This is a genomic window from Neolewinella aquimaris (genome assembly GCF_014197245.1).
GTDB classification, from domain to species: Bacteria; Bacteroidota; Bacteroidia; order Chitinophagales; family Saprospiraceae; genus Neolewinella; species Neolewinella aquimaris.
Genome location: NZ_JACIFF010000004.1, coordinates 271,666 through 296,439, shown reverse-complemented (window position 1 = coordinate 296,439; position 24,774 = coordinate 271,666). Strand labels below are relative to the sequence as shown.

23 protein-coding genes and 1 tRNA gene are annotated in these 24,774 nt (G+C 58.3%); 13 read left to right on the top strand and 11 right to left on the bottom strand.

Annotated elements, in window-relative coordinates; genetic code table 11:
- Positions 1 to 44 precede the first annotated feature (44 nt).
- The 5 genes from GGR28_RS09800 (at position 45) to GGR28_RS09780 (ending at position 3,788) form a co-directional block, all read left to right on the top strand.
- On the top strand, positions 45 to 1,016 hold the full coding sequence (locus GGR28_RS09800; protein ID WP_183495605.1) for an AAA family ATPase: 972 nt from the start codon (positions 45 to 47) through the stop codon (positions 1,014 to 1,016).
- 156 nt (positions 1,017 to 1,172) lie between these two features.
- Positions 1,173 to 1,550 (top strand): SET domain-containing protein, encoded by a 378-nt coding sequence (locus tag GGR28_RS09795; RefSeq protein ID WP_183495604.1) that lies wholly within the window; start codon positions 1,173 to 1,175, stop codon positions 1,548 to 1,550.
- 395 nt (positions 1,551 to 1,945) lie between these two features.
- Positions 1,946 to 2,097: transfer RNA gene (locus GGR28_RS09790), tRNA-Asp, on the top strand.
- 76 nt (positions 2,098 to 2,173) lie between these two features.
- Positions 2,174 to 2,890 carry a hypothetical protein gene (locus GGR28_RS09785; RefSeq protein WP_183495603.1) on the top strand — a complete coding sequence of 239 codons (717 nt, stop codon included), beginning with the start codon at positions 2,174 to 2,176 and terminating at the stop codon, positions 2,888 to 2,890.
- A gap of 25 nt (positions 2,891 to 2,915) precedes the next feature.
- The gene (locus GGR28_RS09780) at positions 2,916 to 3,788 is read left to right on the top strand and encodes a glycosyltransferase family 2 protein (protein ID WP_183495602.1); all 873 of its coding nucleotides are present in this window, start codon (positions 2,916 to 2,918) and stop codon (positions 3,786 to 3,788) included.
- On the opposite strand, the gene GGR28_RS09775 is transcribed toward GGR28_RS09780, so the two are convergent.
- Together GGR28_RS09775 and egtB are read right to left on the bottom strand one after the other, a co-directional pair.
- A complete protein-coding gene (locus tag GGR28_RS09775; protein WP_183495601.1) occupies positions 3,754 to 4,725 on the bottom strand; it encodes an L-histidine N(alpha)-methyltransferase in 972 nt (323 codons plus the stop codon). The genes GGR28_RS09780 and GGR28_RS09775 overlap by 35 nt on opposite strands.
- A 3-nt stretch (positions 4,726 to 4,728) precedes the next feature.
- Complete coding sequence (gene egtB / locus GGR28_RS09770; RefSeq protein ID WP_183495600.1) at positions 4,729 to 5,991, bottom strand: ergothioneine biosynthesis protein EgtB; 1,263 nt, start codon at positions 5,989 to 5,991, stop codon at positions 4,729 to 4,731.
- 222 nt (positions 5,992 to 6,213) lie between these two features.
- Here egtB and GGR28_RS09765 point away from each other — a divergent pair, with 222 nt between their 5' ends.
- On the top strand, positions 6,214 to 6,819 hold the full coding sequence (locus tag GGR28_RS09765) for a TIGR04282 family arsenosugar biosynthesis glycosyltransferase (RefSeq protein WP_183495599.1): 606 nt from the start codon (positions 6,214 to 6,216) through the stop codon (positions 6,817 to 6,819).
- A 25-nt stretch (positions 6,820 to 6,844) separates the two neighbouring features.
- On the opposite strand, the gene aroC is transcribed toward GGR28_RS09765, so the two are convergent.
- Together aroC and GGR28_RS09755 are read right to left on the bottom strand one after the other, a co-directional pair.
- The gene (gene aroC / locus GGR28_RS09760; RefSeq protein WP_183495598.1) at positions 6,845 to 7,927 is read right to left on the bottom strand and encodes a chorismate synthase; all 1,083 of its coding nucleotides are present in this window, start codon (positions 7,925 to 7,927) and stop codon (positions 6,845 to 6,847) included.
- A gap of 58 nt (positions 7,928 to 7,985) precedes the next feature.
- Positions 7,986 to 8,957 carry a glycosyltransferase family 2 protein gene (locus GGR28_RS09755; RefSeq protein ID WP_183495597.1) on the bottom strand — a complete coding sequence of 324 codons (972 nt, stop codon included), beginning with the start codon at positions 8,955 to 8,957 and terminating at the stop codon, positions 7,986 to 7,988.
- Between the two features lie 157 nt (positions 8,958 to 9,114).
- On the opposite strand from GGR28_RS09755, the gene coaD reads away from it, so the two are divergent.
- Positions 9,115 to 9,570, top strand: coding sequence for a pantetheine-phosphate adenylyltransferase (gene coaD, locus GGR28_RS09750; RefSeq protein ID WP_183495596.1), 456 nt, complete (start codon positions 9,115 to 9,117; stop codon positions 9,568 to 9,570).
- Here the strand turns inward: coaD and GGR28_RS09745 are convergent.
- Complete coding sequence (locus tag GGR28_RS09745; RefSeq protein ID WP_183495595.1) at positions 9,567 to 11,057, bottom strand: hypothetical protein; 1,491 nt, start codon at positions 11,055 to 11,057, stop codon at positions 9,567 to 9,569. The two genes, coaD and GGR28_RS09745, sit on opposite strands and share 4 nt — an antisense overlap.
- Positions 11,058 to 11,104: 47 nt before the next feature.
- A complete protein-coding gene (gene recR / locus GGR28_RS09740; RefSeq protein ID WP_183495594.1) occupies positions 11,105 to 11,704 on the bottom strand; it encodes a recombination mediator RecR in 600 nt (199 codons plus the stop codon).
- A 138-nt stretch (positions 11,705 to 11,842) separates the two neighbouring features.
- Between recR and GGR28_RS09735 the strand changes: the two genes are divergently transcribed.
- Positions 11,843 to 13,165, top strand: coding sequence for a dihydrolipoamide acetyltransferase family protein (locus GGR28_RS09735; protein ID WP_183495593.1), 1,323 nt, complete (start codon positions 11,843 to 11,845; stop codon positions 13,163 to 13,165).
- A 34-nt stretch (positions 13,166 to 13,199) separates the two neighbouring features.
- On the opposite strand, the gene GGR28_RS09730 is transcribed toward GGR28_RS09735, so the two are convergent.
- Positions 13,200 to 15,365: a DUF6851 domain-containing protein gene (locus GGR28_RS09730; protein WP_183495592.1), complete on the bottom strand. Its 2,166-nt coding sequence runs from the start codon at positions 15,363 to 15,365 to the stop codon at positions 13,200 to 13,202.
- Positions 15,366 to 15,512: 147 nt separating this feature from the next.
- Here GGR28_RS09730 and GGR28_RS09725 point away from each other — a divergent pair, with 147 nt between their 5' ends.
- The gene (locus GGR28_RS09725; protein WP_183495591.1) at positions 15,513 to 16,511 is read left to right on the top strand and encodes a TerC family protein; all 999 of its coding nucleotides are present in this window, start codon (positions 15,513 to 15,515) and stop codon (positions 16,509 to 16,511) included.
- 8 nt (positions 16,512 to 16,519) lie between these two features.
- Here GGR28_RS09725 and GGR28_RS09720 read toward each other — a convergent pair whose 3' ends face one another.
- From GGR28_RS09720 to GGR28_RS09710, 3 genes are read right to left on the bottom strand one after another with little or no spacing between them, the layout of a single operon-like run.
- Entirely contained in the window at positions 16,520 to 17,626 is a 1,107-nt protein-coding gene (locus GGR28_RS09720; RefSeq protein ID WP_183495590.1) for a TRAP transporter substrate-binding protein, read from the bottom strand.
- A 55-nt stretch (positions 17,627 to 17,681) separates the two neighbouring features.
- Positions 17,682 to 18,413, bottom strand: coding sequence for a LytR/AlgR family response regulator transcription factor (locus GGR28_RS09715; RefSeq protein ID WP_183495589.1), 732 nt, complete (start codon positions 18,411 to 18,413; stop codon positions 17,682 to 17,684).
- Positions 18,410 to 19,450, bottom strand: a complete 1,041-nt coding sequence (locus tag GGR28_RS09710; RefSeq protein WP_183495588.1) for a sensor histidine kinase — start codon at positions 19,448 to 19,450, stop codon at positions 18,410 to 18,412. The genes GGR28_RS09715 and GGR28_RS09710 overlap by 4 nt, the downstream gene beginning before the upstream one ends.
- A 182-nt stretch (positions 19,451 to 19,632) precedes the next feature.
- Between GGR28_RS09710 and GGR28_RS09705 the strand changes: the two genes are divergently transcribed.
- Together GGR28_RS09705 and GGR28_RS09700 are read left to right on the top strand one after the other, a co-directional pair.
- Positions 19,633 to 22,194 (top strand): outer membrane beta-barrel family protein, encoded by a 2,562-nt coding sequence (locus GGR28_RS09705; RefSeq protein ID WP_183495587.1) that lies wholly within the window; start codon positions 19,633 to 19,635, stop codon positions 22,192 to 22,194.
- Positions 22,195 to 22,231: 37 nt separating this feature from the next.
- The gene (locus tag GGR28_RS09700) at positions 22,232 to 22,810 is read left to right on the top strand and encodes a YceI family protein (protein ID WP_183495586.1); all 579 of its coding nucleotides are present in this window, start codon (positions 22,232 to 22,234) and stop codon (positions 22,808 to 22,810) included.
- Positions 22,811 to 23,093: 283 nt separating this feature from the next.
- Here GGR28_RS09700 and GGR28_RS09695 read toward each other — a convergent pair whose 3' ends face one another.
- Positions 23,094 to 23,735 (bottom strand): IMPACT family protein, encoded by a 642-nt coding sequence (locus GGR28_RS09695; protein WP_183495585.1) that lies wholly within the window; start codon positions 23,733 to 23,735, stop codon positions 23,094 to 23,096.
- A gap of 27 nt (positions 23,736 to 23,762) precedes the next feature.
- Between GGR28_RS09695 and queE the strand changes: the two genes are divergently transcribed.
- Together queE and GGR28_RS09685 are read left to right on the top strand one after the other, a co-directional pair.
- Positions 23,763 to 24,440 carry a 7-carboxy-7-deazaguanine synthase gene (gene queE / locus GGR28_RS09690; protein ID WP_221233852.1) on the top strand — a complete coding sequence of 226 codons (678 nt, stop codon included), beginning with the start codon at positions 23,763 to 23,765 and terminating at the stop codon, positions 24,438 to 24,440.
- Between the two features lie 114 nt (positions 24,441 to 24,554).
- Entirely contained in the window at positions 24,555 to 24,761 is a 207-nt protein-coding gene (locus GGR28_RS09685; protein WP_183495584.1) for a hypothetical protein, read from the top strand.
- Positions 24,762 to 24,774: the final 13 nt, after the last annotated feature.

Below are 24,774 nucleotides of genomic sequence, written 5' to 3'. Positions count from 1 at the left end.
CTTCGCCACCGGAGTTGTATTATTGATACTTACTTAATGACCCCATGGCAAAACCCACCTTCTCCTCCGATGTCGAAGCCGTCGACGCACTCGCCCAGGCCTACCAAGATTTACGGACCGAGATCGGCAAGGTGATCGTCGGACAGCAGGAAGTAGTAAAGACCGTCCTCATATCGCTGTTTTCCAACGGGCATTCCCTCCTGGTCGGTGTACCGGGACTGGCCAAGACCCTGCTCGTATCGACCATTTCCGAGGTGCTCGATCTCGACTTCAAGCGGGTGCAGTTCACGCCCGATCTCATGCCGACCGACATCACCGGTTCGGAGATCCTGAACGACGAGCGCCACTTCGAATTCATGCCCGGCCCCCTTTTCGCCAACATCGTATTGGCCGACGAGATCAACCGTACGCCACCTAAAACCCAGGCCGCCCTGCTCGAAGCCATGCAGGAACGTTCCGTCACGGTCAACGGAGTACGGCACAAACTCCCCGCGCCCTTTTTCGTGCTCGCCACCCAGAACCCCATCGAACAGGAAGGAACCTATCCGCTGCCCGAAGCCCAGCTGGACCGCTTCATGTTCAACATTCCGCTGGATTACCCCAGTTACGAAGAAGAACTGGCCGTAGTGCGCGGCACCACCGGCATCGAGCGCAACACCGTCAACCACGTGCTAAGCGGCGAAGAAATTCTCTTCTTCCAGCAGCTGGTGCGAAAAATTCCCGTGAGCGACAATGTATTGGAGTATGCCGTAAAGCTCACCGGAAAGACCCGCCCCAACACCACCCGCGCCGGCGCAAACGTCAATGATTACATCAGCTGGGGGGCCGGTCCGCGCGCCAGTCAGTACCTCGTCCTAGGGGCCAAGTGTCACGCAGCCATCAGCGGCAAGTACAGTCCGGACATTGAAGACGTGCAGGCCATCGCGAAGTACGTGCTCCGTCACCGGATCGTGCGCAACTACAAGGCGGAAGCGGAGGGGATCACGGAGGAGGCGGTGATTGAGGGGTTGTTTTGAGTTCGTTAGTCGGGTAGTACGGTAGTTGGTTAGTCGGGTAGTACGGTAGTCATTTAGTGGGTTGGTCGGTGAGTCGGTTTATTCCTCTCTTTGCCATTCGTGAATAACCCACTAACGCAACAACCTACCAAATCACCAACCCAACAACCCACACTCATGACCCACCTTCCATTCCTCTACTTAAAACCGAGTGAACGCGGGGGGCGGGGCGTTTTTACGGCCGAGAACATTGGGGAGGGGACGATCGTCGAGTTCGCGCCGGTGATTGTACTGTCGGCGGAGGAGCGGAAAGTCATTCACCGGACGGGGCTGCACGATTATTACTTTGTCTGGGAAGGGGAGGGGGCGGCACTTGCGCTGGGCTATGGCTCGCTGTATAATCATTCTTCCACTCCGAACCTGGATTATGAGATGGATTACGACTTTCATCAGATTCGATTTTCGGCACTCCGGGACATTGACGCCGGCGAAGAGCTGTTGATCAACTACATGGCGGGAGACGAGCGCGAGGGGCTGTGGTTTGAGCCGGAATAGGGGGTGTGAATTGTCTAAAGGAAGGCGGACGGAAGCCCCTATAATTGTAATATATTCAATTATGGTGTTAGTATATTGAAATTTTAATATAGTTTTCCTAAAACTATTGAATGAACTTGCACGGTTGGTGCAAATGATTGCATCTTTGCTAATGCAAGGACGAAGCAACGGCAGCGTTCGATAATTTGTAAGGTGATGAAATTGGCAGCCATGCCCGCTTGTCTCGCGGGTGGGGAGGTCGGGACAAACCCAGTTCAGTGCTCCGCGTGAGTGCGGCTCTTCGGAGCCATGAACCACGGCTAACCGCCCCGTGCAGGTTCGACTCCTGCCCTTACAGCGATAAAATTCGAAATTTTCAATCTCCCATCTGAAATTTCCAATTTTCAATTTGATTCTGTAGGGTGATGAAATTGGCAGCCATGCCCGCTTGTCTCGCGGGTGGGGAGGCCGGAACAAACCACCGTTCAATGCTCCGCGTGAGCGCGGCTCTTCGGAGCCATGAATAGTGGCTAACCGCCCCGTGCAGGTTCGACTCCTGCCCCTACAGCCTAAGGTTCCTACTACCGCTACGTTCATGAAGTACGATTTGGCCCCGGCCGGATCGTACTTCGTAGTTTTGGGGGGTGCTGACCGACCGATTTCGTAGCCTTACCGACCGGCTATTACTGGGTTACCGACTGCGACCGCTCCGTTGGGCCCGGTTGCGAAGTTCGTTGCCCCCTTCCGTCGCCGGGATGCCGGCCTGGGACCGCACGTGGCAGTGGCTCGACCTGCTGGGCTGCTGCGACTGGTACGAAGCGCTGACCAATTTTGTAAGTCCGGGCGTACGCCGGTTAACTGCACGCGAACGAAACTTACTGGAGCCGATTTTTGGTAGCAGTCTTCCCTACAACCGGATCAGGATCGACGAGCGAGCCTATCTTGGACCCCGGCAGGGAGAATTTCTTTACGTCAGCTTCCATACGATCAACAGCTGGGGCCCAATTTCTTCCCCAACGCTCGTGCACGAAGCGGTCCACGTGTGGCAGTACGTTCATTTGGGTGCTCTGTACATCCCCCGCGCGCTGGCGGCTCAACAAACTGAGATGGGCTACAACTATGGTGGATCGTCTGCCTTAAGGGCTAACACAAGACTGGAAGATTTCAACTACGAGCAGATGGCCGATCTCGTGGAGGATGCTTTTCGAATCGCTAATGGCTACCGCGCCCAGTGGATATCGGAAACTTCTGCAGAACTGCCTCTTCTGTACGTTCGCTATCTCGAGGAATTGCGAAGCCGAATTTTGCCGCGGGCTTACCAATTAGGGGAAGTAGCCAAAGAAGTGGACCGGGAATGGTAGTTTTGTCCCTGATTACGATGTGCTTATGATCTCAATTTGCATTCCGGTATTCAACCACGATGCCCGTCCTTTAGTGGAAGAGCTAGTCCGCCAGGCCGGCGCGCTGAACGTACCCGTAGAAATTTTGCTGTACGACGATGGTAGTGACGAGCGTTGCAAGCTCGTTAACCGAGAGGTGGCCACGCACCCCGGAGTGCGCTACCTTGAGCAGCCTACCACCATGGGCCGTGCCATTATTCGCAACAAAATGGCACGGGAAGCCTCGCACGACTTGCTGGTCATGCTGAACGCCGACAGTCGTCCCAACCCCCTGCTGCTCCAACGGTACCTTGCCGATCCCGACGTGCCGGTGATCGTCGGAGGCACCACCTACTCCGAGACGCGGCCCGACGATCCGGCACTGTGGTTACACTGGCATTACGGCCGCGCACGAAAAGCCCTTGCTCCTGCGCGCCGCCGCCCAAAGCCCTACCTGCACTTCCAGAGCAACAATTTTAGGGTGAGCCGTGAGTTTTTTCTGCAGCATCCCTTCCCAAAGGTAGACGGGTGCGGTCACGAGGATACGCTCTGGGGTCAATTGCTGGCGCCGACCAGCACAAACATCGAATACATCGATAATCCGGTAGAGAATTTGGTCCTCGAACGCGCCGAAGATTTTATGCGGAAGCAACGCGAGGCCATCGAGTCCCTTAAGCAACTACGCCAGCAGCATCCCACGTTGGCTACCCGCCTGACCACCTTCGCGGACCGCTATCCAAAAATGACTCAGTTGACGGAGATTCTTCCGGAGCGCGCGCTGACCAAATACCTCATGCGCACCAACAACCTGCACGCCCTTGACGCCCTGAAACTAAAGTGGTGGATCACCGGGTGGGGACTTGCCATAAGCTATCCGTAAAGTACGCCCGCCCGTCGCAGTAGTGGCGCAGAAAGTCAAACCCGGATGCGTCGGCAATGCCCTCGATCTCCCGTAGGGTATATTTCTGACTGATTTCCACCTGAATGGGCTCCCAGGCGCGAAATTGGAAGCTGCGCTGCACTTCCGATAGCACGATGGTCTGTGGTTCGATGGGGAGCAAAAAGCTCCGGGCCGCACCGGTAACGGGATCGTAGGTCTCCCAGTGCCGCCAGCAATCGAGCTTAAAGTCGCCGCCCAGTTCCCGGTTGATGCGGGAGAGCAGATTGAGGTTGAAGGCGGCGGTGTAGCCGGCCGGGTCGTTGTAGGCTGCCAGTACGACCGCCGGGTCTTTTTTAAGGTCAAATCCGGTGAATAGCAGGTCACCCGGCCGGAGAAAATTGCGGACGTTGCGCAGCATACCGATGGCCTCGGTCGGACTAAAATTACCGATGTTAGCTCCCGGAAAAAGCACTACCCGCAGGCGTGAACCGGTGGAAGAACCCAGTCGATCGAGGGCCTCAAAGTAATCGGCCTGGATGGGATTGAACTCCAGGCGGGGCCACCGCAGCTTGATGAGCTTGCCGAGATCCGAAAGCGCGCTGGCGCTCAGATCGATGGGGCGGTAGGTGAACTGAGCCCCGGCAGCAAGGAAACGCTCGATGAGCAACTGGGTCTTGGTACCGTCCCCGGCGCCCAATTCGATCAGGTCGAACGGTTGACCCTCGGTTGCTTCGTACAGGGAGGCAGCGCTGTGGCGGTAAATCTCCGCCTCGGCCTCGGTAAGGTAATATTCCGGGCAACTCATGATCTGCTTAAAGAGCTCGCTTCCCCGGCTATCGTAGAACCACTTGCTGCTCAACCGCCGCTTTTCCTGGGAAAGGCCGTCGAGTACGTCCTGGGCAAAGGCACTGAGGGTGGATGTTTGGGAAACGGTCATGGGTTAAAGGTCTTTAGCTAATCTGATGCCGGTGAATTGCCAGCGTTTGTCGGTCTGGAAGAAATTGCGGTAGGTGGGACGAATGTGACTGAGGGGAGTAGCACAACTGCCCCCCCGTAGTACCATTTGGTTGATCATGAACTTCCCGTTGTATTCACCGAGGGCACCCTCCGGTCGGGGATAGCGAGGGTAGGGAAGGTATGCCGAGTTGGTCCATTCCCACGTATGCCCGAGCAGCTGGTGATCTTCCGGGCCGGTTGCGGCGGTTGGGTGATAATCCTTCCGCTCCGCCCAGTTTCCACTCTGCGGTACGGTGGGAGAGAGCTGATTGCAGGCCGCTTCCCATTCGAATTCCGTGGGCAGACGGACACCGGCCCAGCGGGCGTAGGCGTCGGCTTCGTACCAACTAATGTGAGTAACCGGAAGGCCAGGGTCCACGTCGGTCATGCCCCGGTTGAGGGTGTACTGTTTCCAGCCATCGTCCGTTTGGTGCCAGTAGAGTGGGGCCTTGGTCTCCAGTTCACGGGCCCAGGCAATGCCCTCCATTTGCCAGAGTTCGAAGCGGTCGTAGCCATCGTCTTCCATAAAGCGGAGGTACTCCCCGTTCGTAACGAGGCGGGAGGCGATGCCGAAGTCCTGCAGCAGTACCTCGTGGCGGCTCAGTTCGTTGTCCCACCGGAAGCCGTCGCCAGCGTACCCGATGCCGTACCGACCCGCGGCTATCTGATGGTAGGTAAGATCGGGGACCGGCGTAGCGGCGCGATCGCCGGTCTGTCGGTAGGTGGGGTAGAGCGGGTTCGTGCCCAGGATATACTTGATGTCGGTGAGTAGCAGCTCTTGGTGCTGCTGTTCGTGGTTGAGGCCGAGTACGGTGAGGGATTCCACGGTGGGGTCGCCGGCCTCGAGTAAAGCTTCCATGGCCCGGTCTACGTGCCGGCGGTAGTCGAGGATCACGGCCAGCTCGGGGCGGGTCATGTTACCCCGGTCGCTGCGCAGGATACGGGGCCCCTGGCTTTCGTAGTAGCTGTTAAAGAACCAATTAAGCCGCTCGTCGAAGAGGGTATAATCCGGAGCGAAGGGAAGTAAAATGAAGTTTTCGAAGAACCAGCTGGAGTGACCGAGGTGCCACTTCGGTGGACTCACATCGTCGGCCGGCTGCACCGTATAGTCTTCGGCGAGCAGGGGTTCGCACAGGTGAAGCGACTGCTGCCGAACACGCGAATACTGCCTGGAGACCTCGGAAAGGGTAAAAACTGCCTGCGTCACGCCTATTTTATTTTCATTTACCGTCACTCCCTTTCAGAACGCGACGTGGTACTTGACGTGTTCGGCCCGGAAGCAGAGGCTCTGGTAATACCGGGCTGCGCCCTGCTTTGTTTTGCCGGTGCCCTGCCGTCGGAATTGCCTGAATAGTGAATTCTAATCGGGAATGTTGTAACCGGGTGCCGCCGGTAGGGGTTGGCAACGGACTTACTTATCTTGGCGGCCATGCAGCAACCCGCCCTCCTGATTATGATCAAAAATCCCGTCGCCGGACGTACGAAAACACGCCTGGCCCAGGACGTCGGTCACGATAAGGCCCTACAGATGTACCGGATTCTGATGCGCCACACCCGCGATCAGACCCTCGGCCTCTCGGGCGTTACCCGCTACCTGCACTACTCCGAATTCATCGACCAGAACGACGACTGGCCCGCCGACGATTTCACCAAACTGCTGCAGGTGGGGCCGGGCCTGGGTGAACGGATGAGCGCGGCCTTTGAGCGGGCGTTCGCCCAGGGGCACGACCGGGTGATCGTCATCGGTAGCGACTGCCCGGGGGTGACCGCTCAATTACTCGAGGACGCCTTCGCGGCCCTGCTGACCCACGAAGTGGTGATCGGCCCGGCACACGACGGTGGTTATTACCTGCTGGGAATGCGCAATCCCCACCCCGAACTGTTCACCGAAGTAGCGTGGAGCACCGCGGAAGTACTGGAAGAAACTTTGGCGCGGACGCAGGAGCAGGGGCTTTCCGTCAAACAGCTGACGGCACTCTCCGACGTCGATCATCTGGAAGATTGGCTGGGTTATGGCTGGACTATGCCCCAGTAGCGACGGCCTTCAGCCGTCCGGCTGCCTACAGACGATTTCCCCGCGCCCGCAGACAGTGGTCCGCCAGCACCAGGGCCACCATCGCATCGACAATGGGCACTGCCCGGGGCAGTACGCAGGGATCATGCCGCCCCTTTCCCACCACGGTGACCGACTCTCCTGACTCATTTACACTCTCCTGGTCGGCAATGATCGTAGCTACCGGTTTAAAGGCGGCGCGGAAGTAGATGTCCTCTCCGTTCGAAATGCCGCCCTGAATGCCGCCACTGCGGTTGGTGCGCGTGCGCGTACGGCCCGCTTCGTCGGTGTAGAAAGCGTCGTTGTGGGCACTGCCGCGGAGGGTCACCCCATCAAAGCCACTTCCGTATTCAAAGCCCTTGCAGGCATTGATGCTCAGGACGGCCTTGCCGAGGTCGGCGTGTAGCTTGTCGAAGACGGGTTCTCCCCAGCCGGCGGGTACGCCCCTGACCACACACTTTACCACCCCGCCGATCGTGTCGCCGGCCTTTTTTACCGCCATGATCTCCTGCTCCATCGTAGCGGCGGTGGTGGGGTCGGGGCAGCGGACGTCATTGGTGTCGATGAGGCCGAGGTCCAGTTCGTGGTGGTCCTTACCGGTGGCGATGCTGCCTACCTGGTCGACGTAGCTGTGAATGGAAATTCCGTAGTGGGCGAGCAACTGCCGCGCTACCGCGCCGGCCGCTACGCGGGCGGCGGTTTCCCGGGCGGAGGAGCGGCCGCCGCCGCGGTAATCGCGGTGACCGTATTTCGCCGTAAAGGTGTAGTCGGCGTGGCTCGGCCGGTACTTGTCGAAGATGTGGCCGTAATCCTTGCTGCGCTGGTCTTGGTTGTAGATCACTATGCCGATGGGCGTGCCGGTGGTCTTTCCCTCGAAGGTGCCGGAGAGTATTTCCACGCCGTCCGCTTCCTTGCGCTGGGTCACGATGCGGCTTTGTCCGGGACGGCGGCGGGCCATCTCCTGCTGAATGGCCTCCACGTCGAGTTTGAGACCGGCCGGACAACCGTCGATGGTTACGCCGAGTCCGACGCCGTGGCTTTCACCGAAAGTGGTTACGCGGAAAAGGGTGCCGTGGGTACTTCCGGACAAGGGAGGGAAAATTTAGGATAAACGATCCGCGTGCTTGCGCACCGCGCCGCCAAAGGTACTATGCTTTGAGCCTACGCTTGAGTGTTTCCGGCAACCAATCGGCCAGGGCAAGCCGTAGCCGTTCCAGGTTGCGGAAGCCGAGGTAAGGGTACAGGCGGGTGTAGCGGCCCACGAGTTCGTAGGGGCGGTCGATTGCCCACTCGTTAGGAGCGGCGAAATAGGCCCGGTATGCCTGGGTGGCGGAGTCGAGATCGTAGGTGGCCAGCATGCGAACGGCACGCAGTAGCGCTCCCAAAAAGTAGGGGGCATGCTCGTTCCAGTACTCAGGTTGTGCTTCGATCAGATGAGCGTTGGCAGCCGCCAGCATCTGGACCCGGCGCTGTGCGGAACCGCTGGGATCGGAGCCGGTAATGCGCACTCCGGCATGATGGTGGTAGTAGCTCCCGACCACCGGATCGATGATGAAGGAAGTCCCGGCCCGTAGCAAACGGAACCAGAGATCCGGGTCCTGGTTACTGGGTAATTTATCGTTCCATCCGCCGACAGCGTTGAATGCATCCCGCCGCAGCAGGTTGGAATGGGTGCAACCCGTTCGGAAGTCATGAAACAGTCCCCGCCAAAGGTCGGGGTGAGGGATGGAGTCTTCGGTACTGCCGTCGGGGTAGAGATGACGATAAGCACCCGCCACCCACTCGGCATCACCGGCCGATGCGAGTTGGCGACGGATTTTGTCCGGGGCAAGCGTATCATCAGCATCTAAAAACTGCAGCCATTCCCCGGTGCTGGCTTTTGCACCGGCGTTTCGTGCCGCCGCCGCGCCGCGTTGAGCGCAGTGAGTAATTGTGATCCGGTTGGGGTGATTGATGGCTGCGCGTTCAAGCAGCGCGATGGTGTTGTCTTTGGAGCCATTATCGACGGCTATTATTTCCCACTCACCCTGCACCTGCGCCCCCGCCCTGAGCGCGCTTTGCAACGACCGTTCGATGAACGGTTCCGCATTGAGGGTGGGGATGATGATGCTGACAGTCATATGAGTTGTATGTCCCGCAAAGAATAGTTTATTTTTTTGCTGTACGGGGTACCCCCGACTGGCGAATGTTTACCCCGGTACGGGGAAGCGTAAATCTAGCGCAAGGAGGGTTTAGTTACTTTGTGGATGCATTTCCAAACCTCACGCGACCACAATCATGAAAACCGCCGTATTCCCCGGGTCGTTCGACCCCATCACCCGTGGCCACGTAGAACTGGTGCGACGGGCCGTTCCACTCTTCGATAAGATAGTTGTGGCGGTTGGGGTGAACAGTCAGAAATCTCATCTTTTTGATCTCGATCAACGCATGGAATGGCTACGAAAAGTATTTGCCGACGAGCCCAAGGTAAGTGTGGACAGTTTCGAGGGCCTCACCGCACATTTTTGTCGCCGTATCGGGGCCCGATACCTACTCCGCGGACTACGCAACGCGAGCGACTTCGATTATGAGAAGACCATTTCACAGCTCAACGAGATTGTCGGGGAAGGCTTGGAAACGATATTCCTCATTAGCCAGCCAGCTTACAGCCACATAAGTTCAACCATCGTGCGGGAGATTATCAAAGGGGGGGGAGATGCCTCTCCCTTCGTTCCCGAGAGTCTTGAACTCTAATCCAGGGGGACGATGCAGTAGACCTTGTTGTCTCCGACAATTCCGAGAAGCTCTACTGCGGCGGATGAAAAAAATGCATGCACGGTATCCCGTTCTGCCGATGATTGCATGTAGTAGCTCAGGTGAAGGCTGTCGTAGACGGCCAGGCTTACCTCCCTGCGGATTAGGTTTCGGTGCAACGACTGGGTTGAAGTGATGTCCAGGTTAGGCGAAAAGCGGCTGATACGGGGGTTCGCTCTCGCCCAGCTCCCGGTAAAGAGAGAATAATAGGGTGGCCGATCGGGCATCCATACGGCAGGCTTGCTGGAGAACACGCGATCGATCGAAGTGAATCCGCTATCCTGGAGCAAAATCCCATTCACCTCTTCCATCTGCTGCTGGGCCCTCGAATAGGTCCGAATAGCCAGTACATTCGGTAGCGCAATGAGTGCCACAAAAGAAAAAATCAGGACAAGGCCAAGGAGGATTCGATTCGCGGCGGGTAGCCTGGCTACAAGTGTTAGGAAATCAATTCTATGCAGGACCAAAACCAGGGTCAGATAGCACCATATCACTACCGGGAGCAACCCCCGCGGACTGGAGTGCATGCGGATAATGAAGAAATAGGCAATTATCGCGGCGGTGAGGGAAAGTAGGGTAGCGGTCAGTTTTGAACGCCAGCCGAGTAGTAAAGTCATCGGCAGTAAGTAGATCAACATTTGTCCGATACCCCTGAGGTAAAATTTGACGCCCTCTTGGGCGGTCAGCGTTGGAAATACGTAGTCTGCGTCTACATCCCTCCAGGGGATTTCCGTAGAAAAAAACGTGTGCTCGCTAGCAATCAGGGATCCCGTGCCGGCATAATTTACTCCGACATACAGGCAGGCAGCTGGCACCATGGCGAGTATGAATACGTACAAACGCGTGCGTACTCCGGACTGAAAATAGAGGGCACAAATTACTAGGGCAAGCAGCAGGATGGAATCAAATCTGAGATTGGTGGAAAGCGAAAGAGCAACGACACTCGTCAGTAGGATCAACCGCCGTCCTGAGGCCAGGTATTCCACCAGCAATACTATTCCGGTCAGCAGCAAGCTGGTCGTGAGGATAAATATTCCGGGAGAAAATAGGTTCGGAAAAATAAGGGGGTCAATAAGTGCAAAAATTCCGACGAGGTAGGGCCAGCCGGGAAATGCTAGATCGGACCAGTACCGGTCTAGGCAGCAAAACAATCCACCGAAAGCGATTACGTTAGCCGTCACGGTTGCCCCGGCAATATTCCAGCCGGCAATCATTGCCAACTTGAGCAACATCGGACCCAATACCCCGTAAAAGCCGTTGTACCAACTTGTAGGGTCGGCAAAATCAAATGAATCGGCTACCATCGCCAGGACAGCCAGGTCTACACTGTAAGTGGGCCAATTGGTAAGCGCCGCTGCCCCCCAAAGGACCAGCAGCAGAATGAGAAACAATGGCCGCAGAGCGGCCGACCAATTTGGTGAAGCCATTCCCCCAAAGGTAAATCAGCAAGACAGAGGGCGACGGACCGATTGCGTCAAAGCTTCCTACGCGCCACAATACTCCGCCCTAAGGTCACCTCATCGGCGTACTCCAGCTCACCGCCGAAACTCACGCCGCGCGCAATGCTGCTCACCTGCACGTCGGCCTCCGTCAGCTGCTTGTTGATGTAGAAGATGGTGGTATCGCCCTCGATGGTGGGACTGATCGCCATAATGACCTCCCGTACCTCGGGGGCGGTGGAGCGCTGCACCAGGGTGTCGATGTTCAGGTCGGCCGGGCCGATGCCCTCGATCGGGGAGATGACGCCTCCGAGGACGTGGTAGACGCCCCGGTACTGCTGGGTTTCCTCGATGGCCATGACGTCGCGGATGCTCTCAACGACGCAGATGATCGACTTGTCGCGCCGCTGGTCGCGGCAGATGCTGCACACGGTCTGGTCGCTCAGGTTGCCGCAGGTGATGCAGTGCTGGATGTTCTCGCGCATGCTGGCGATCGCACGGGCAAGGTGCACGCTGTCTTCCGTGGGGCGCTGTACGAGACTAAGGACCAACCGGAGGGCCGTTTTCTTGCCAATGCCGGGCAGACCGGCAAAAGCGTTGACGGCATCTTCGATCAATCGGGAGGAAAATTGCATGAATTGTAGGGGATATGGGGCGGGGGCGCAGGAGCCGGGTGAACAGAGAAAACAATCCTATTCCGGTTCAGTTTGTTTATCCCGGGAATAGGCCGCAAATTTGCGCGACCCCGACAACAACCCAAAACAACGAATATTATGGCTGAGGTTATACGCATGCCCCGCATGAGCGACACGATGGAAGAAGGCAATATTGTTTCCTGGCTCGTAGAGGAGGGCGAAGCGGTAGAGCCCGGCCAGACCCTTGCGGAGGTAGAAACCGATAAGGCCACCATGGAACTCGACTCCTTTTTCGAGGGCACCCTGCTCCACATCGCCGTCAAGGAGGGCGCAGTGCCCATCAACGGCGTCATCGCCGTGATCGGTGAGGAAGGAGAAGACTGGCAGGCAGCCATCGACGGTGCCTCCGACAACGGCAGTAGTTCGGAGTCGGATGCTAAGGAAGCGCCCGCGGAGGAGACGAAGGAAGCAGCCGACACGTCGGAAGCAACCGAATCCACCGGAGCTGCGGACGAAGACCGCGTGAAGGCAAGTCCGCTCGCCCGCGCCATGGCCAAGGACGCCGGCCTCGATCTGGCTACCCTCATTGGTTCTGGAGAGGGCGGACGTATCGTAAAGCGCGACATCGAGGATGCCCAGTCCACTTCCGCCAAACCGGCCACCGCCAAGCAGGCACAACCTACCACTCCTCAGCCCGTACCCGCCCAGCAACCCAGCCCCAATGTGGATGTGGAGAAGCCGCAGACCAAGGTACCCGCATTCTCCTTCGGGGGCGGTGAGGCAAACTTTGAGGACGTGCCGGTGAGCCAGATGCGGAAGGTGATTGCCCGCCGCCTGGGAGAATCCAAATTCTCCGCTCCCCATTTCTACGTTACCGTCGAGGTCGAAATGTCGAAGGTCTGGGAAATGCGCAAGCGCCTCAACGAGGTAGCCTCCGTCAAAATCAGCTTTAACGACCTGGTAGTCAAGGCCTGCGCCGTCAACCTGCGCAAGCACCCCGTCATCAACTCCAGTTGGATGGGCGATAAGATCCGCGTTAACCACGACGTCAACATCGGAGTGGCGGTAGCCATCCCCGACGGACTCCTCGTGCCCGTCGTACGCTACGCCGACATGAAATCACTCAGCCAGATCAACAGTGAGGTGAAGGAGCTCGCCGGTCGCGCCAAGAACAAGAAGCTGAGTCAGGACGAGATGACGGGCAATACCTTCACCATCTCCAACCTCGGCATGTTCGGCATCGAAGATTTTACGGCCATCATCAATCCGCCCGACGCCTCCATTTTGGCGGTCGGCGGCATCAACGATAAGCCCGTCGTACGCGACGGAGCCGTAGTACCCGGCAAGATCATGAAACTGACCCTGAGCAGCGATCACCGCGTCGTAGACGGAGCCAGTGCCGCCCAGTTCCTGAATGACGTGAAAGCCACGTTGGAAGAACCGATCCGCCTGATGGTCTGAACCTGAAAACGGGGGGGTAAAGGCCCCTCCACCATCAGATCACCAGCAGTTTACCGAGTATGCGCCCGCTGCGGTCGCGGAGTATGTACATCCCCGGTTGCAGGCCCGCGGTAGGTACCACCGTGCGGCTGGCCGTTACGTCGATTTGCCTTACCCACTGCCCCAGGGCACTGTAAAGTCCCAAACTGGTACCTGCATCGGTACCCTCGAGGGTTAGTAGCGCACCCGCCCGTACGGGGTTCGGGTAGCTGCGTAGGTGATCGACGGCCATCGGCTGGTCCCGGACCGGCGTGATCTCTCCCCGAAAGATCTTATCGGCCCGCTCGTAGGCATCCCGAGCGACTATCCTGCCGATGCGGCGACCGGGAATATCGTCGGCCGGCGGGTGAATCCCGCCCCAGATCCGACTCAGGCTGGTTTCGGCGGCGGCATCGTGGTAAGTAGCCCACTGCAACACGACGTCGACACTGGGGCCTTCCTCAAAGACCAAAAATTCATTCTTTTTCGCGATAAACTCGCCTACGCCACCGGGAAAATAGGGGGTGCCCGTCAGTCGCTCTAGTACGGTGGCGGCGGCGGCGCTGAAGGTCGAGTGCCCCGAGATGTAACCGGCGAAGTTGGGGGTGACGAAGTTGGGGCGTTGGTACGGCTCCCAGACCGAGGGATTGATCCAATCTACTCCGGCCTGCTCGATCGCGGCGTCTTCAATGAACGAATTCCCGATCCAGGCCCGCGCCTTCACCGTCATGAGCGCCGTGGAGTTGACCACCTCCTCCGCCTGGTTCACCAATTCGATGTAGCCGGGGTCGAGCCGTATGCCGCCCACGTCGTAAAAGCGGTGATCCGGCACGGTGGCCTGTCCCCGGGCCGCCAGGTAGCGAATGGCCGAAATGGGTCGGACGTAATCGTACTTTCCCTTGATGCTCCAGGCGGTAATGGCGGCATCGTGCATGGCGCCACCGAGGGTGAGGTAGGCCTTTACGTCGTATTCCAGGGGATCCAACTCCGCTCCCTCGCCCCAGAGGTTGCGGCGAAACAGGGGGTGGTCCATTACGGTATTGAAGATCCCGAACCAGTGGCCGGGCGGGGTTTCCGAGAGCGGGCCATCGGCCCAGAACTCGGCCAGCACCCGGGTATAATCTCCCCGGGGAACGATGTTGGGAGGATAAGGCTCACCGGTCACGGGGTTTAGTTCACGACCCTGGTCCGGCTGTCCGCCCGCGTGTTGATCGTAAAAAGCCCGGTACTCCGCCGCCGTTTCGGGGAGCTTTCGGGTAACGTTTCCCCGCACACTGGGGGAGATGTCCCACATTACGCCGTCCGTCGGATCGAGGTGGGAGGACCACTTCAGCACGGTTTCAAAATTCCATCGGTAGAGATTCAGCTGAGCCGTGTCCGTCAGGTCATAGTAGGGCGGCGGCCCGGGATCGTGGTACACGGGGCTGTTGCCGTAAATGCTGTCCGTGGCCGTCGGCGAGCGCTTCACGGCGTCGGGAAGTGCGAAGGGCGTGACTCGACCCCAGCTGGCACCGAGAAAAGTGGGGATATTTCCGATGACGTTGCCGGACTGGTCGACCACGACGCCGGGAAAGGCCAGTTGCTGCCAGCGGTTTGGATCGCGCAGGCCGAGGATAGTGAAGGGCCGGTCGAGGTAGAGGGGTGGATTGACCGGGTCGGGGTACGCGTCGTTTTCGTAGTCCAGCAGTTCATTCGCTCCGTCCACAAGTCCATATTGGATCACCCGGGCGGCAATGTAATTGCCCAGCGCGGCGGGGTTCGGGTCTGTGGGGTCGGTGTTGACGAAACTGGTGTCGAGGCCTAATTGATTCATCAGGGAGTCCGCCACCAGGCGAATGCGCCCGTACCCCGGCGCACGGGCGTAGCGACTGAGCAGTAAGCGGTAGGCTGCGTAACTGATGGCTGACTCGGCAGCGGCTTGCCGGTCCGCATATGCGGGAAGGTCGTCGATTCTTTCCGTGAGTACGGTTCCTCCCTGCCGGTTCACCATTGCCCAGGCATCGTACATGGCCGCGGTGCTGTGGTATAGATTGCGGGCGTGAACGACGGGGCGGGCAAAGTCCTTCTGGATGGCGGTGAGGTATACCTCGTTCCATTCCCGGGCGATGGAGTGTTCGGTAGACTGACCCGTTGCGATAAGGGGGATGAGAAGAAAACAGGCAAGAATGTATTGACGTACCAAAGGGAGCGAAAGATTAGGAAGTAAATATACACCAAGCGACCCCGTGACCCGGCCCCCCCTTCCGACTCTTAAGGTCGGCCATCCGCCACCTCGGTTTGGTGGAACATACTCATTTGCCAACCGTTATAGGGCACACAACTTCCCCTGATGTCTCTTCTCTGGATCGGTTTTGCCGTCTTCGTGGCGCTGCTGCTTTTTCTCGATCTGTTCGTGCTCAACAAGCACGACCACGTGCCGCGCACCCGCGAGGCACTCGGGCAGACCGCTATGTGGATGACCATCGGGCTCGGATTCAGCGGTTTCATCTACCTGGCGTACGACAACGGATGGGTCAATTCCGACCTGCCCGCCCATACCGCCATGATCAACTACCTCACCGGTTACCTGGTGGAGTTGTCGCTGAGCATGGACAATGTCTTCGTGATCGCCGTCATCTTCGGCTACTTCCGGGTGCCGGCCAAGTACCAGCACCGAGTGTTGTTCTGGGGTATCCTGGGTGCGGTATTTTTCCGACTGGTCATGATCCTGGCTGGAGTTTACCTGCTAGAGCAATTCGACTGGATGTTCTATGTTTTCGGGGTGCTCCTGCTCTACTCGGCATATAAGATGGTCGGTAAAGGCGAGGAAATCCACCCTTCCGAAAACCCCATCATTAAACTCGTGAAGCGTGTCGTGCCCGTCACGAACGACTACCACGGCCACAACTTTTGGGTCCGGCGCCGCAATATTCTGGCGGCCACCCCGCTTTTCGTTGCCCTGGTGATGGTGGAAACGACCGACATCATCTTCGCGATCGACTCGATCCCTGCCATTTTGGGCATCACGACGGACTCCTTCCTGGTCTTCTCCTCCAACATCCTGGCGGTACTCGGCCTGCGGGCTCTCTACTTTGTGCTCTCGTCGATGATTGACAAATTCGGGTACCTGAAGTACAGCCTGGCACTGATCCTGACCTTCGTCGGCGTCAAACTCATGCTCCACGAAGTATGGCATCCCGAGGAGTGGGTGAGCCTGGTGGTCATCTTCGTTACCCTCGCGGCCGGCGTGATCATTTCCCTGATGCGAAAAACGCCCTCCAAAAATCACCCCGAGGATCCCACGGAGATCACCGCGCCCAGCCGTGTTCCGGAGGATCACCAGTTATAACCGATGCCCTAAGAAAGTTCGTCGTAGAACCTGCGTTCCGTAATCCCACTCCAGGGTTTCGACAGCCTCCGGAACTCCTGAATGGAAGCAAAAACTTTACGGGTGGTGGCATCTGAGTTCGCATACTCACGCATCACTTCATCCGCGGCCCGGCGTGCGTTTTCGATCAGGGCGTCCGGGAAGGGGAGGATAGAAAGTCCCGGCACCTGCTTTAGTTTTTCGAGGTATTCGGCGTTGCGTGCCTCGAAGGCCGAGAGAGTGTTCAGATTAATGTGGTGGGTAGCTACCGCGAAAATTTCCTGTAGGTCGGGCGGCAGCTCCGCGTATTTCTCGGCGTTTACGAAAAATTCGAAGTTGGTCCCCGGCTCGTGCCAGCCCGGGTAGTAATAATACTTAGCGATCTCGTGGAAGCCCATCACGTAATCGTGGTAGGGTCCCACCCATTCGGTGGCGTCAAGAATGCCGCGTTCGAGTCCGGTGTAGATTTCCCCGCCGGGCAGCAGCACCGGAGTTCCCCCCAGTCGTTCGAGCACCCGTCCGCCCAGTCCCGGCATGCGCATCTTGAGTCCCCTGAAGTCGGCAACGGAATCGATGCGGCGATTGAACCAGCCGCCCATCTGCACCCCGGTGTTTCCGCCGGCGAAGGGGATCAGTCCCACCGTCGCGTACAGTTCCCGCCACAGCTCCATCCCGCCCCCGGCGATCAACCAGGCGTTCATTTGCTGGGCATTCAGCCCGAAGGGGAAACCGGCAAAAAATTGGGCCGCCGGTAACTTTCCCGCCCAGTAGTAGGCCGCACCACTGCCCACCTCGGCAGCTCCTTGGCGTACGGCGTCAAATGCTTCTAGCGGCGGCACCAGTTCGCCCCCGCCGTACACGTGAATGTTGAGGCGCCCGCCGGACATCTTGCGGCACATATCGGCCAGCAACTGACAGCCCTCCCCGAGAATGGGGAAGCCCGGGGGCCAGGTAGTGACCATTTTCCAGTCGTAGCGCTGTCCGCTTACCGTAGTTTCGCTCGCTTGCGCATGACCCTTACCTCCCAGCAGGCGCAGGGCTACGGGCAGGCCGATGGTGCCGGCGGCAATGCCCTTGATGATTTTACGGCGGTCCACGGTCGGGTAATTGTCTGATCGGAAAGTCGAACTAATGTACGGGTTCCCCCGCAACTTACTTCAACTCCCGGTTCTCCACGAACTCGCGCAGTCCGCCACGGTACGTATCGCTTACGGGCAGCAATTTTCCGGCCACGCTGACCTCGTCGCGTTGTACCTCCTCGATCCACCGTACCCCGACGATATAGGAGTGGTGGACCCGAATAAAACCATTGTCGGGCAGTACTTCCACCAGGTGCTTCAGGCTCTGTAGGGTGGTCACTTTGCGGTCGGGGGTGTGAATGCGCACGTAGTCCTTCATGCCCTCGATGTACTGAATGTCGGCAAAGTTGACGCGTACGGAACGGGTGCCGTCCTTAATGAACAGATAGGGGGGCGGGGCCGCAGGTGCAGCGGAATCCGGAGAAGCGGTCGCCGTGGCATCCTCCTTTTCGCCCAATCGCAGGGAGATGCGCTCCACCGCCTGCAAAAAACGCTCGAAGGTGATCGGCTTGAGTAGGTAGTCGGCCACGTCGAGCTCGTATCCCTCAATGGCGTATTCGGAGTAGGCGGTAGTGAGAACCACCAGCGGTTTGCGCTTCATGATCTTCAGCAGGCCGATGCCGGTGATCTCGGGCATTTGTACGTCGAGGAAGAGCACGTCGGGCTGGTTGGTCTGTAAAAATTCCAGGGCCCTGAGCGGATTTGAAATGGCGGCCATTAGTTCCAGGGCGGGCGTCTTGGCGACGTACTGCTCCAGGAGCTTGCGGGCCAGGGGCTCGTCTTCAACAATTACACAGCGGATCATGACAGCAGCAGTTGGAGGTGAATGGCGTACTCTTCGTCGGTTTCCGTCACCGTGAGCTGATGCCTATTGGGGTAGCTGAGCTTCAGCCGCCGGCGAACGTTGACCAGTCCGATGCCCGATTTTTCGGACACCGTTTTTTCGTGTTCCTCCACCCGGCTGTTGCGTACGTTGTAGTGCAGCACCTTGCCCTCCACCTTTACGCTCACCGTGATCCAGCTGCGGCAACCGCTATTGCTAATGCCGTGCTTAAATGCATTCTCGAGAAACGTGATGAGAATAAGGGGTACGATCCTTGCTCCCGCGCGCCCGCCCTGTACTTCAAACGCGATGGGGATTTCGTCGTTCAACCGCATCTTCTCCAGGTCGATGTAGTTCTCCATGTAGGCGATCTCCTTATCGAGCGGCACCGTTGCGTGGTTGCTCTCGTGCAGCATGTAGCGCATCATGCCCGACAACTTGGCGATCACGTCGGCCGTCTGGGGCGACTGGTTGACGGCCAGGTAGTAGACGTTATTGAGGGTATTGAACAGGAAGTGGGGATTGACCTGTGCCCGCAGGAAGCGTAGTTCGGAAGTCAGCTGGCGGTTCTCCATCTCCTTACGCTCCGCTTCGAGTAGGAAGTAGTGCTCCACGAATCGGAGCAGGCCCACGAACACGACAATAAACAGCGAGGTGATGATCACGCTCACGGCGAAGCGCGTGGAGTAGGCCCACGAATCGCGGCCCAGAAACGGCAGCAAGATCGCCCGCTTGCCCAGCAGGAAGAGGTAACTGAGTACGGCGAATACCGGCAGGAATCGCAATAGGTAGCGCCCCAGATCCTGCGTCTGCAACAGGCGCGGGAGGAATACGAAGTAGTTGAGGTAGCTGATGGTCAGCAGGCCGAGAATGTGAAAGGAAAAATCGGGCAGGACCCGCGACCATTCCGGCTCCTCCTTGCGCCCGAACGCGATCTGGTAATAAAAGAAGGACGCGTACATCAACCAGAAGGCAATGTGCAGCAGAAGCTTCTTGTGTCGGGTCAGGAAAGTAGACATGATGTGCAAAGGTAGGCAAGCCATCCGGCGACTGGATACCGATCTACCAAGCCCCCTAAATCCTCTACGATCCGGGAGCCACCCGCAGCTTCGGAGCCGTCGACCGGAATTGCCGAACGGTAGAACACTTTCATACAGCCTGGCAAGCAGTACGACTTTTACTCCATCAAATATCCCTAGCGATGAAAGTGCCAACCCTCATACTCCTTTTTGCCTCCCTGTTCTCTACCGTTTTTGCGGCAACTCCTCATCCGATAGAGGACCCATCCGATAACCTCAAGGGAAGCATCACGGGTACCGTGCTGGACGCGGCCGACGGGGCCCCAGTCGCATACGCCACCATCAGTCTCCACCAGGCTACCGACGACGAACTCGTCAACGGCACCCTCACCGGCGACGACGGCACCTTCATTATTGGCGCAGTGAAAAACGGAACGTACCGATTGGAGATTACCTTCCTGGGCTACGAAGCCATCTCCATCAGCGACGTGGAAGTCGGCGGTGGAAAAAGCACCGACGTAGGCACCGTCCGGCTGGGGGCAGCCGCCGAGCTGCTGGAAGAAGTAACGGTCACCGGCCAGCGTGCGCTCATCGAGGAAAAGGTGGACCGTCTGGTGTACAATGCCGAGCAGGACCAACTAAGTCGGGGCGGCGACGCGGCCGACGTACTCCGCAAGGTGCCGCTGCTGCAGGTCGACCTCGAGGGCAACGTCAGCCTGCGCGGCAACTCCAACATCCGTGTGCTCATCAACAACAAACCCTCCACCATCATCGCCGGAAGCGTCGCCGATGCCATGAAGATGATTCCGGCCGACCAGATCAAGTCGGTGGAAGTGATCACCAGCCCGTCGGCCAAGTACGACGCCGAGGGTGCCGGCGGCATCATCAACATCATCACCAAGAAGAACGACCTGGCGGGCTACTTCCTCAACGTCGATACGGGACTCGGCCTGCGGGGCTCCAACCTCGGCCTCAACGGCAGCTACCGCAAGGGTAAATTCGGTATGACGCTCGGCGGATTCGGACGGGCCTTCTACAACGACGCCGAAACCTCCCTACTGCAGACCTTCACCAACAGCCGCAGCGAGCAGTTCGGTGAGGCCTCCGACAACGGCATCTTCGGTCGCTACAACTTGGGCTTCGATTACGACCTGACCGACCGCCAGTTCCTGAGCGCCGGCGTCCGCTTCGGTGTGCGCAACTTCGGCCGCGATCAGTTACAAACCACTACCGTGTACGCCGAGGAAGTACTGGCCTCCACCTTCCTGCGCGACATCGACAGCGAGCGGAGCTCCGACAACATTGATGTCAACCTCGATTACCTCTACGTCATCAAGCCCGGCCGCGAACTCAGCATCTCGACCCTCTACAGCACCACGGCGGAGAACAGCAACTTCACCTCCTCCAACCTGGACGACGAGGAAACCATCCTGAGCCGCCTGCGCAACCTCGACAACAACACTAATGAGGAGGTGACCCTACAGGCCGACTACATCCACCCCATTGGCGATAAGCAAATCCTGGAATTTGGTGGAAAGGGCATCCTGCGCCAGGTGAACAGCGACTTCAGCTACCTCAGTGCCACCGGCAGCGAAGCCTTTACGGTCGACGGACTTCGTCCCTCCGGTCAGCTCGACTACGGACAGGACATCCTAGCCGCCTACACCGCCTATACCCTGGCACTACCCGGCGACATAACCCTCAAGGCCGGCCTACGGTGGGAGCAGACCATGATCGAGGCTACCCAGAACAACGAGGCCATCGAGATCCCCGACTACGCCAACCTAGTCCCCAGCCTTAACTTTTCAAAAAAGGTCGGTGAGTCCACTACCCTGAAGCTCGGCTACAACCGCCGCATTCAGCGTCCCTGGCTCCGTCAGCTCAACCCCAACGTCAACATCGAGAATAGCCAGAGTATCGAAGTGGGCAACCCCCTCCTACGCCCCGAGCTTACCGACAACCTAGAGTTCGGCTACAGTAGCATGGTGGGCAAAACCTATCTCAACCTCTCGTTCTTCGGCCGCAACAGCAACAACGCCATCAATCAGGTGCGCACGCCCATCGACAGCCTCGAAGGCACCCTGCTCACCACCTACGAAAACATCGGTCGGGAGCAGGCCCTCGGCGTCAACGCCTTCGTCAACGTCTACCTTACCCGCGACTGGACCATTAATGGCGGCATCGACCTCGACTATGCTACCCTGGAGGGAAAGGTTACCGGCCTCGACGGCACCTCCGTCACCGCCACCAACTCCGGCATCAACTACGGAGGTCGTCTCATGAGCCAGCTAAAACTTAAAAACGGCTGGAGTGCCCAGGCCTTCACCTTCATGCGCGGTCGTCGGGTACAGTTACAGGGCTCGCGCGGTGGCTTCGGCATGTATGCTCTCGGAGTCAGCAAGGAATTCAACGAAGGTCGCGGCACCATCGGCCTCGCCGCCGAGAACTTCGCCTCCCGCGGCTGGGCCCTGCGCAGCGAACTGGAAACGGCTACCTTCACCCAGGTCCGCGAAGACATGCTCCTCAACCGCAACATCAAGCTCACCTTCGGCTACAAGTTCGGTCAGCTCGACGCCAACAAGGCCCGCTCCAAAACCCGCTCCGTCAACAACAACGACCTCATGGGCGGCGGCGACGACAACGGCGGCGGCGGCAACACCAACGCAGCCCCCGCCCCCCAAACCCGCCGCCAGGCCAAAAAAGCCGCCAAAGAAGAAGAAAAAAAGGATGACAAAAAAGAATAATCCCACAACTCAACAACCCAACAACTCTCCAATTACCATGCTCAAATCCATCCTCCTCCTCTCCGCCTTCGCCCTCCTGACCACCGCCGACACCGTCACGGTAGCCGTCGACACCGCCGCCAGCGAGATCGCCTGGAAGGCCTACAAAGTCACCGGCAACCATACGGGCACCATTTCCATTAAGGAAGGCCAGCTCGAATTCACGGATACCCTGCTCACCGGCGGTTCCTTCACCATCGATATGCCGACCATTGCGGTGACCGACCTGAGCGGCGACAGCAAGGGTAGGCTAGAGGGCCACCTGAAGAGCGACGACTTCTTCGGCGTAGAGAACCACCCCGAGGCCACCTTCGTCATCACCAACGTGGTCAGCCGCGGCCTGCCCGGCGATTACCGCATCACCGGCGACCTTACCATCAAGGAGCACACCAAGTCGATCCGCTTCAACACCAAAGTGACCGAAACCGACGGATTCTACACCGCTGAGGCCGATCTTACCCTCGACCGCACCGACTTCGACGTTCGCTACGGTTCCGGATCCTTCATCGAAAACCTGGGCGACAAGACCATTTACGACGAGTTCGAACTGGCCGTCACCCTGGTCACGAAGCAGTAATAACTCCCGCCCCCGCCTTGTAGTGGCGTTTGTGATAGCCTGATCTAATAGGTTACAGGGGGTAGGTTTTCGTGCGGTCGATTTCAGTACGGATTAATTTCGTCGAAATGCGAATTTGCTGTCGCGTGGCGGTTGCAGTTGCAGGTTGAGCCCTTCTAGGGCGACCCTGTGAGACGGGCGGTGCAGGGGCGGCTTAGAAACTCAACCTTGTATCGGTAGATTGAGCCCTTCTAGGGCGACCCTGACAGCCGGGCGGTACAGGGTCGGCGCAGAGCGCCTCATCCTATCCTTGTTTAATCTCGAGGCCCGGTACCGAGAAATCTTCATCCACTTCCTCAACGTACACTCCCGCGATCGCGGCCTTCAGTTCGCGCAGGGTCGAGGGCACGGTCGATTTCGGTAGTTCCAGGGTTACTCTCGCGGTTTCGGCGAAATCCTGTTCCACCATGTCCAGGTGGAGGTGATCGAGGGCGCTCATTACCGGTCCCATGAGTTCGTAGCCGAAGCGCAATTCGAGGCGGGTGGTGATTGTACGTACGGCGGTGGAGCCGGCTTCGATGGCCAGTTTTGCCGCTTCCCGGTAGGCGTTGATGAGTCCCGAGGTGCCCAGTTTGGTGCCCCCGAAGTAACGGGAGACGACGATCATCACATCCGACAGCCCCACGCGGTCGATCTGCCCGAGGATGGGCTTGCCGGCCGTGCCGCTGGGTTCTCCATCGTCGTTGGTGCGCCAGCGATCGGTGCCGGGACCCAGGCGGTAGGCGTAGCAGTGGTGATTGCACTTCGGGTGAGCGAGTCGTTGTTCATTCACTACGTCCAACGCTTCCTCCTCGGTACGCACCGGTCGCAGGACAGCAACGAATTTGCTGCCCCGGTCGCGAAATTCACCCTCCGAAGAGCCGGCGGGGATGAGGTACTGGTCCATGCCGCAAGGTAACCAGCTCCGTACGGGATGCCCCCAACCATTCGTCCGGCAAATTTGTCTTCCCTTGCTATGGCGCGCAGCTACAAGATCAAAGAATGCTTCTACACCCTGCAGGGCGAAGGCGCCCAGGCCGGGCGGGCCGCGGTATTTCTGCGCTTCACCGGCTGTAATCTCTGGAGCGGACGGGAGGAGGACCGCCACGACGCCGTGTGCAAATTCTGCGACACCGATTTCATCGGAACGGACGGGACCAACGGAGGGCGGTACACGCAGGAGCAATGTGTTGACCTGGTAAAAGCACTCTGGCCCGGTGGCGGCCGACCGTACATCGTCTGTACCGGTGGAGAACCCCTGCTTCAGCTTGACGTACCCCTGATCGGGGCGTTGCGCGCGGCCGGTTTTGAAGTGGCGGTGGAAACCAACGGCACCCTGCCCGTACCGGAGGAGATCGACTGGGTGTGCGTAAGCCCGAAGGCAAACGCCGAGTTGGTCGTTACCCGTGGTGACGAACTGAAGCTGGTATTCCCACAGCCCGAAGCGGGTGCCCAGCCGGAACGGTTTGAGCATCTCGCCTTTACTCACTTTTTTCTGCAACCTAAGGATGAGGTCGGTATTAACCATACCAGCGCTACCGTAGCTTATTGCATGGATCACCCCCAGTGGAGGGTAAGTTTGCAAACTCACAAGATCATGGGCATCGAGTAGCCGATCCCCTTATTTAGTCTGTTTACAAACTACTGGAAAACGGAGGGTTGGCCGAACTTAAAGCGGGTGAAAAGGATTTTAACAGTGTATTCTACCACATTAAAATCAATGACCATGGAACCCACCTGCAAAAATTGTAACCACTGGGAGCACGAAGCCCCCGCCGTACAGAATCGCGAAAACTTCGGAGAATGTGAAGTGCTCAGCGAAAGCGGCATGAAATACGTGCTTCCCGTACTCCAGAACCAGTCCGCCACCTCCGGTATGGAATTCCTAACGGAGGCCAACTTCGGCTGCAACCACTTTGCTCCCGAGCAGTAATAAATTTATCGAC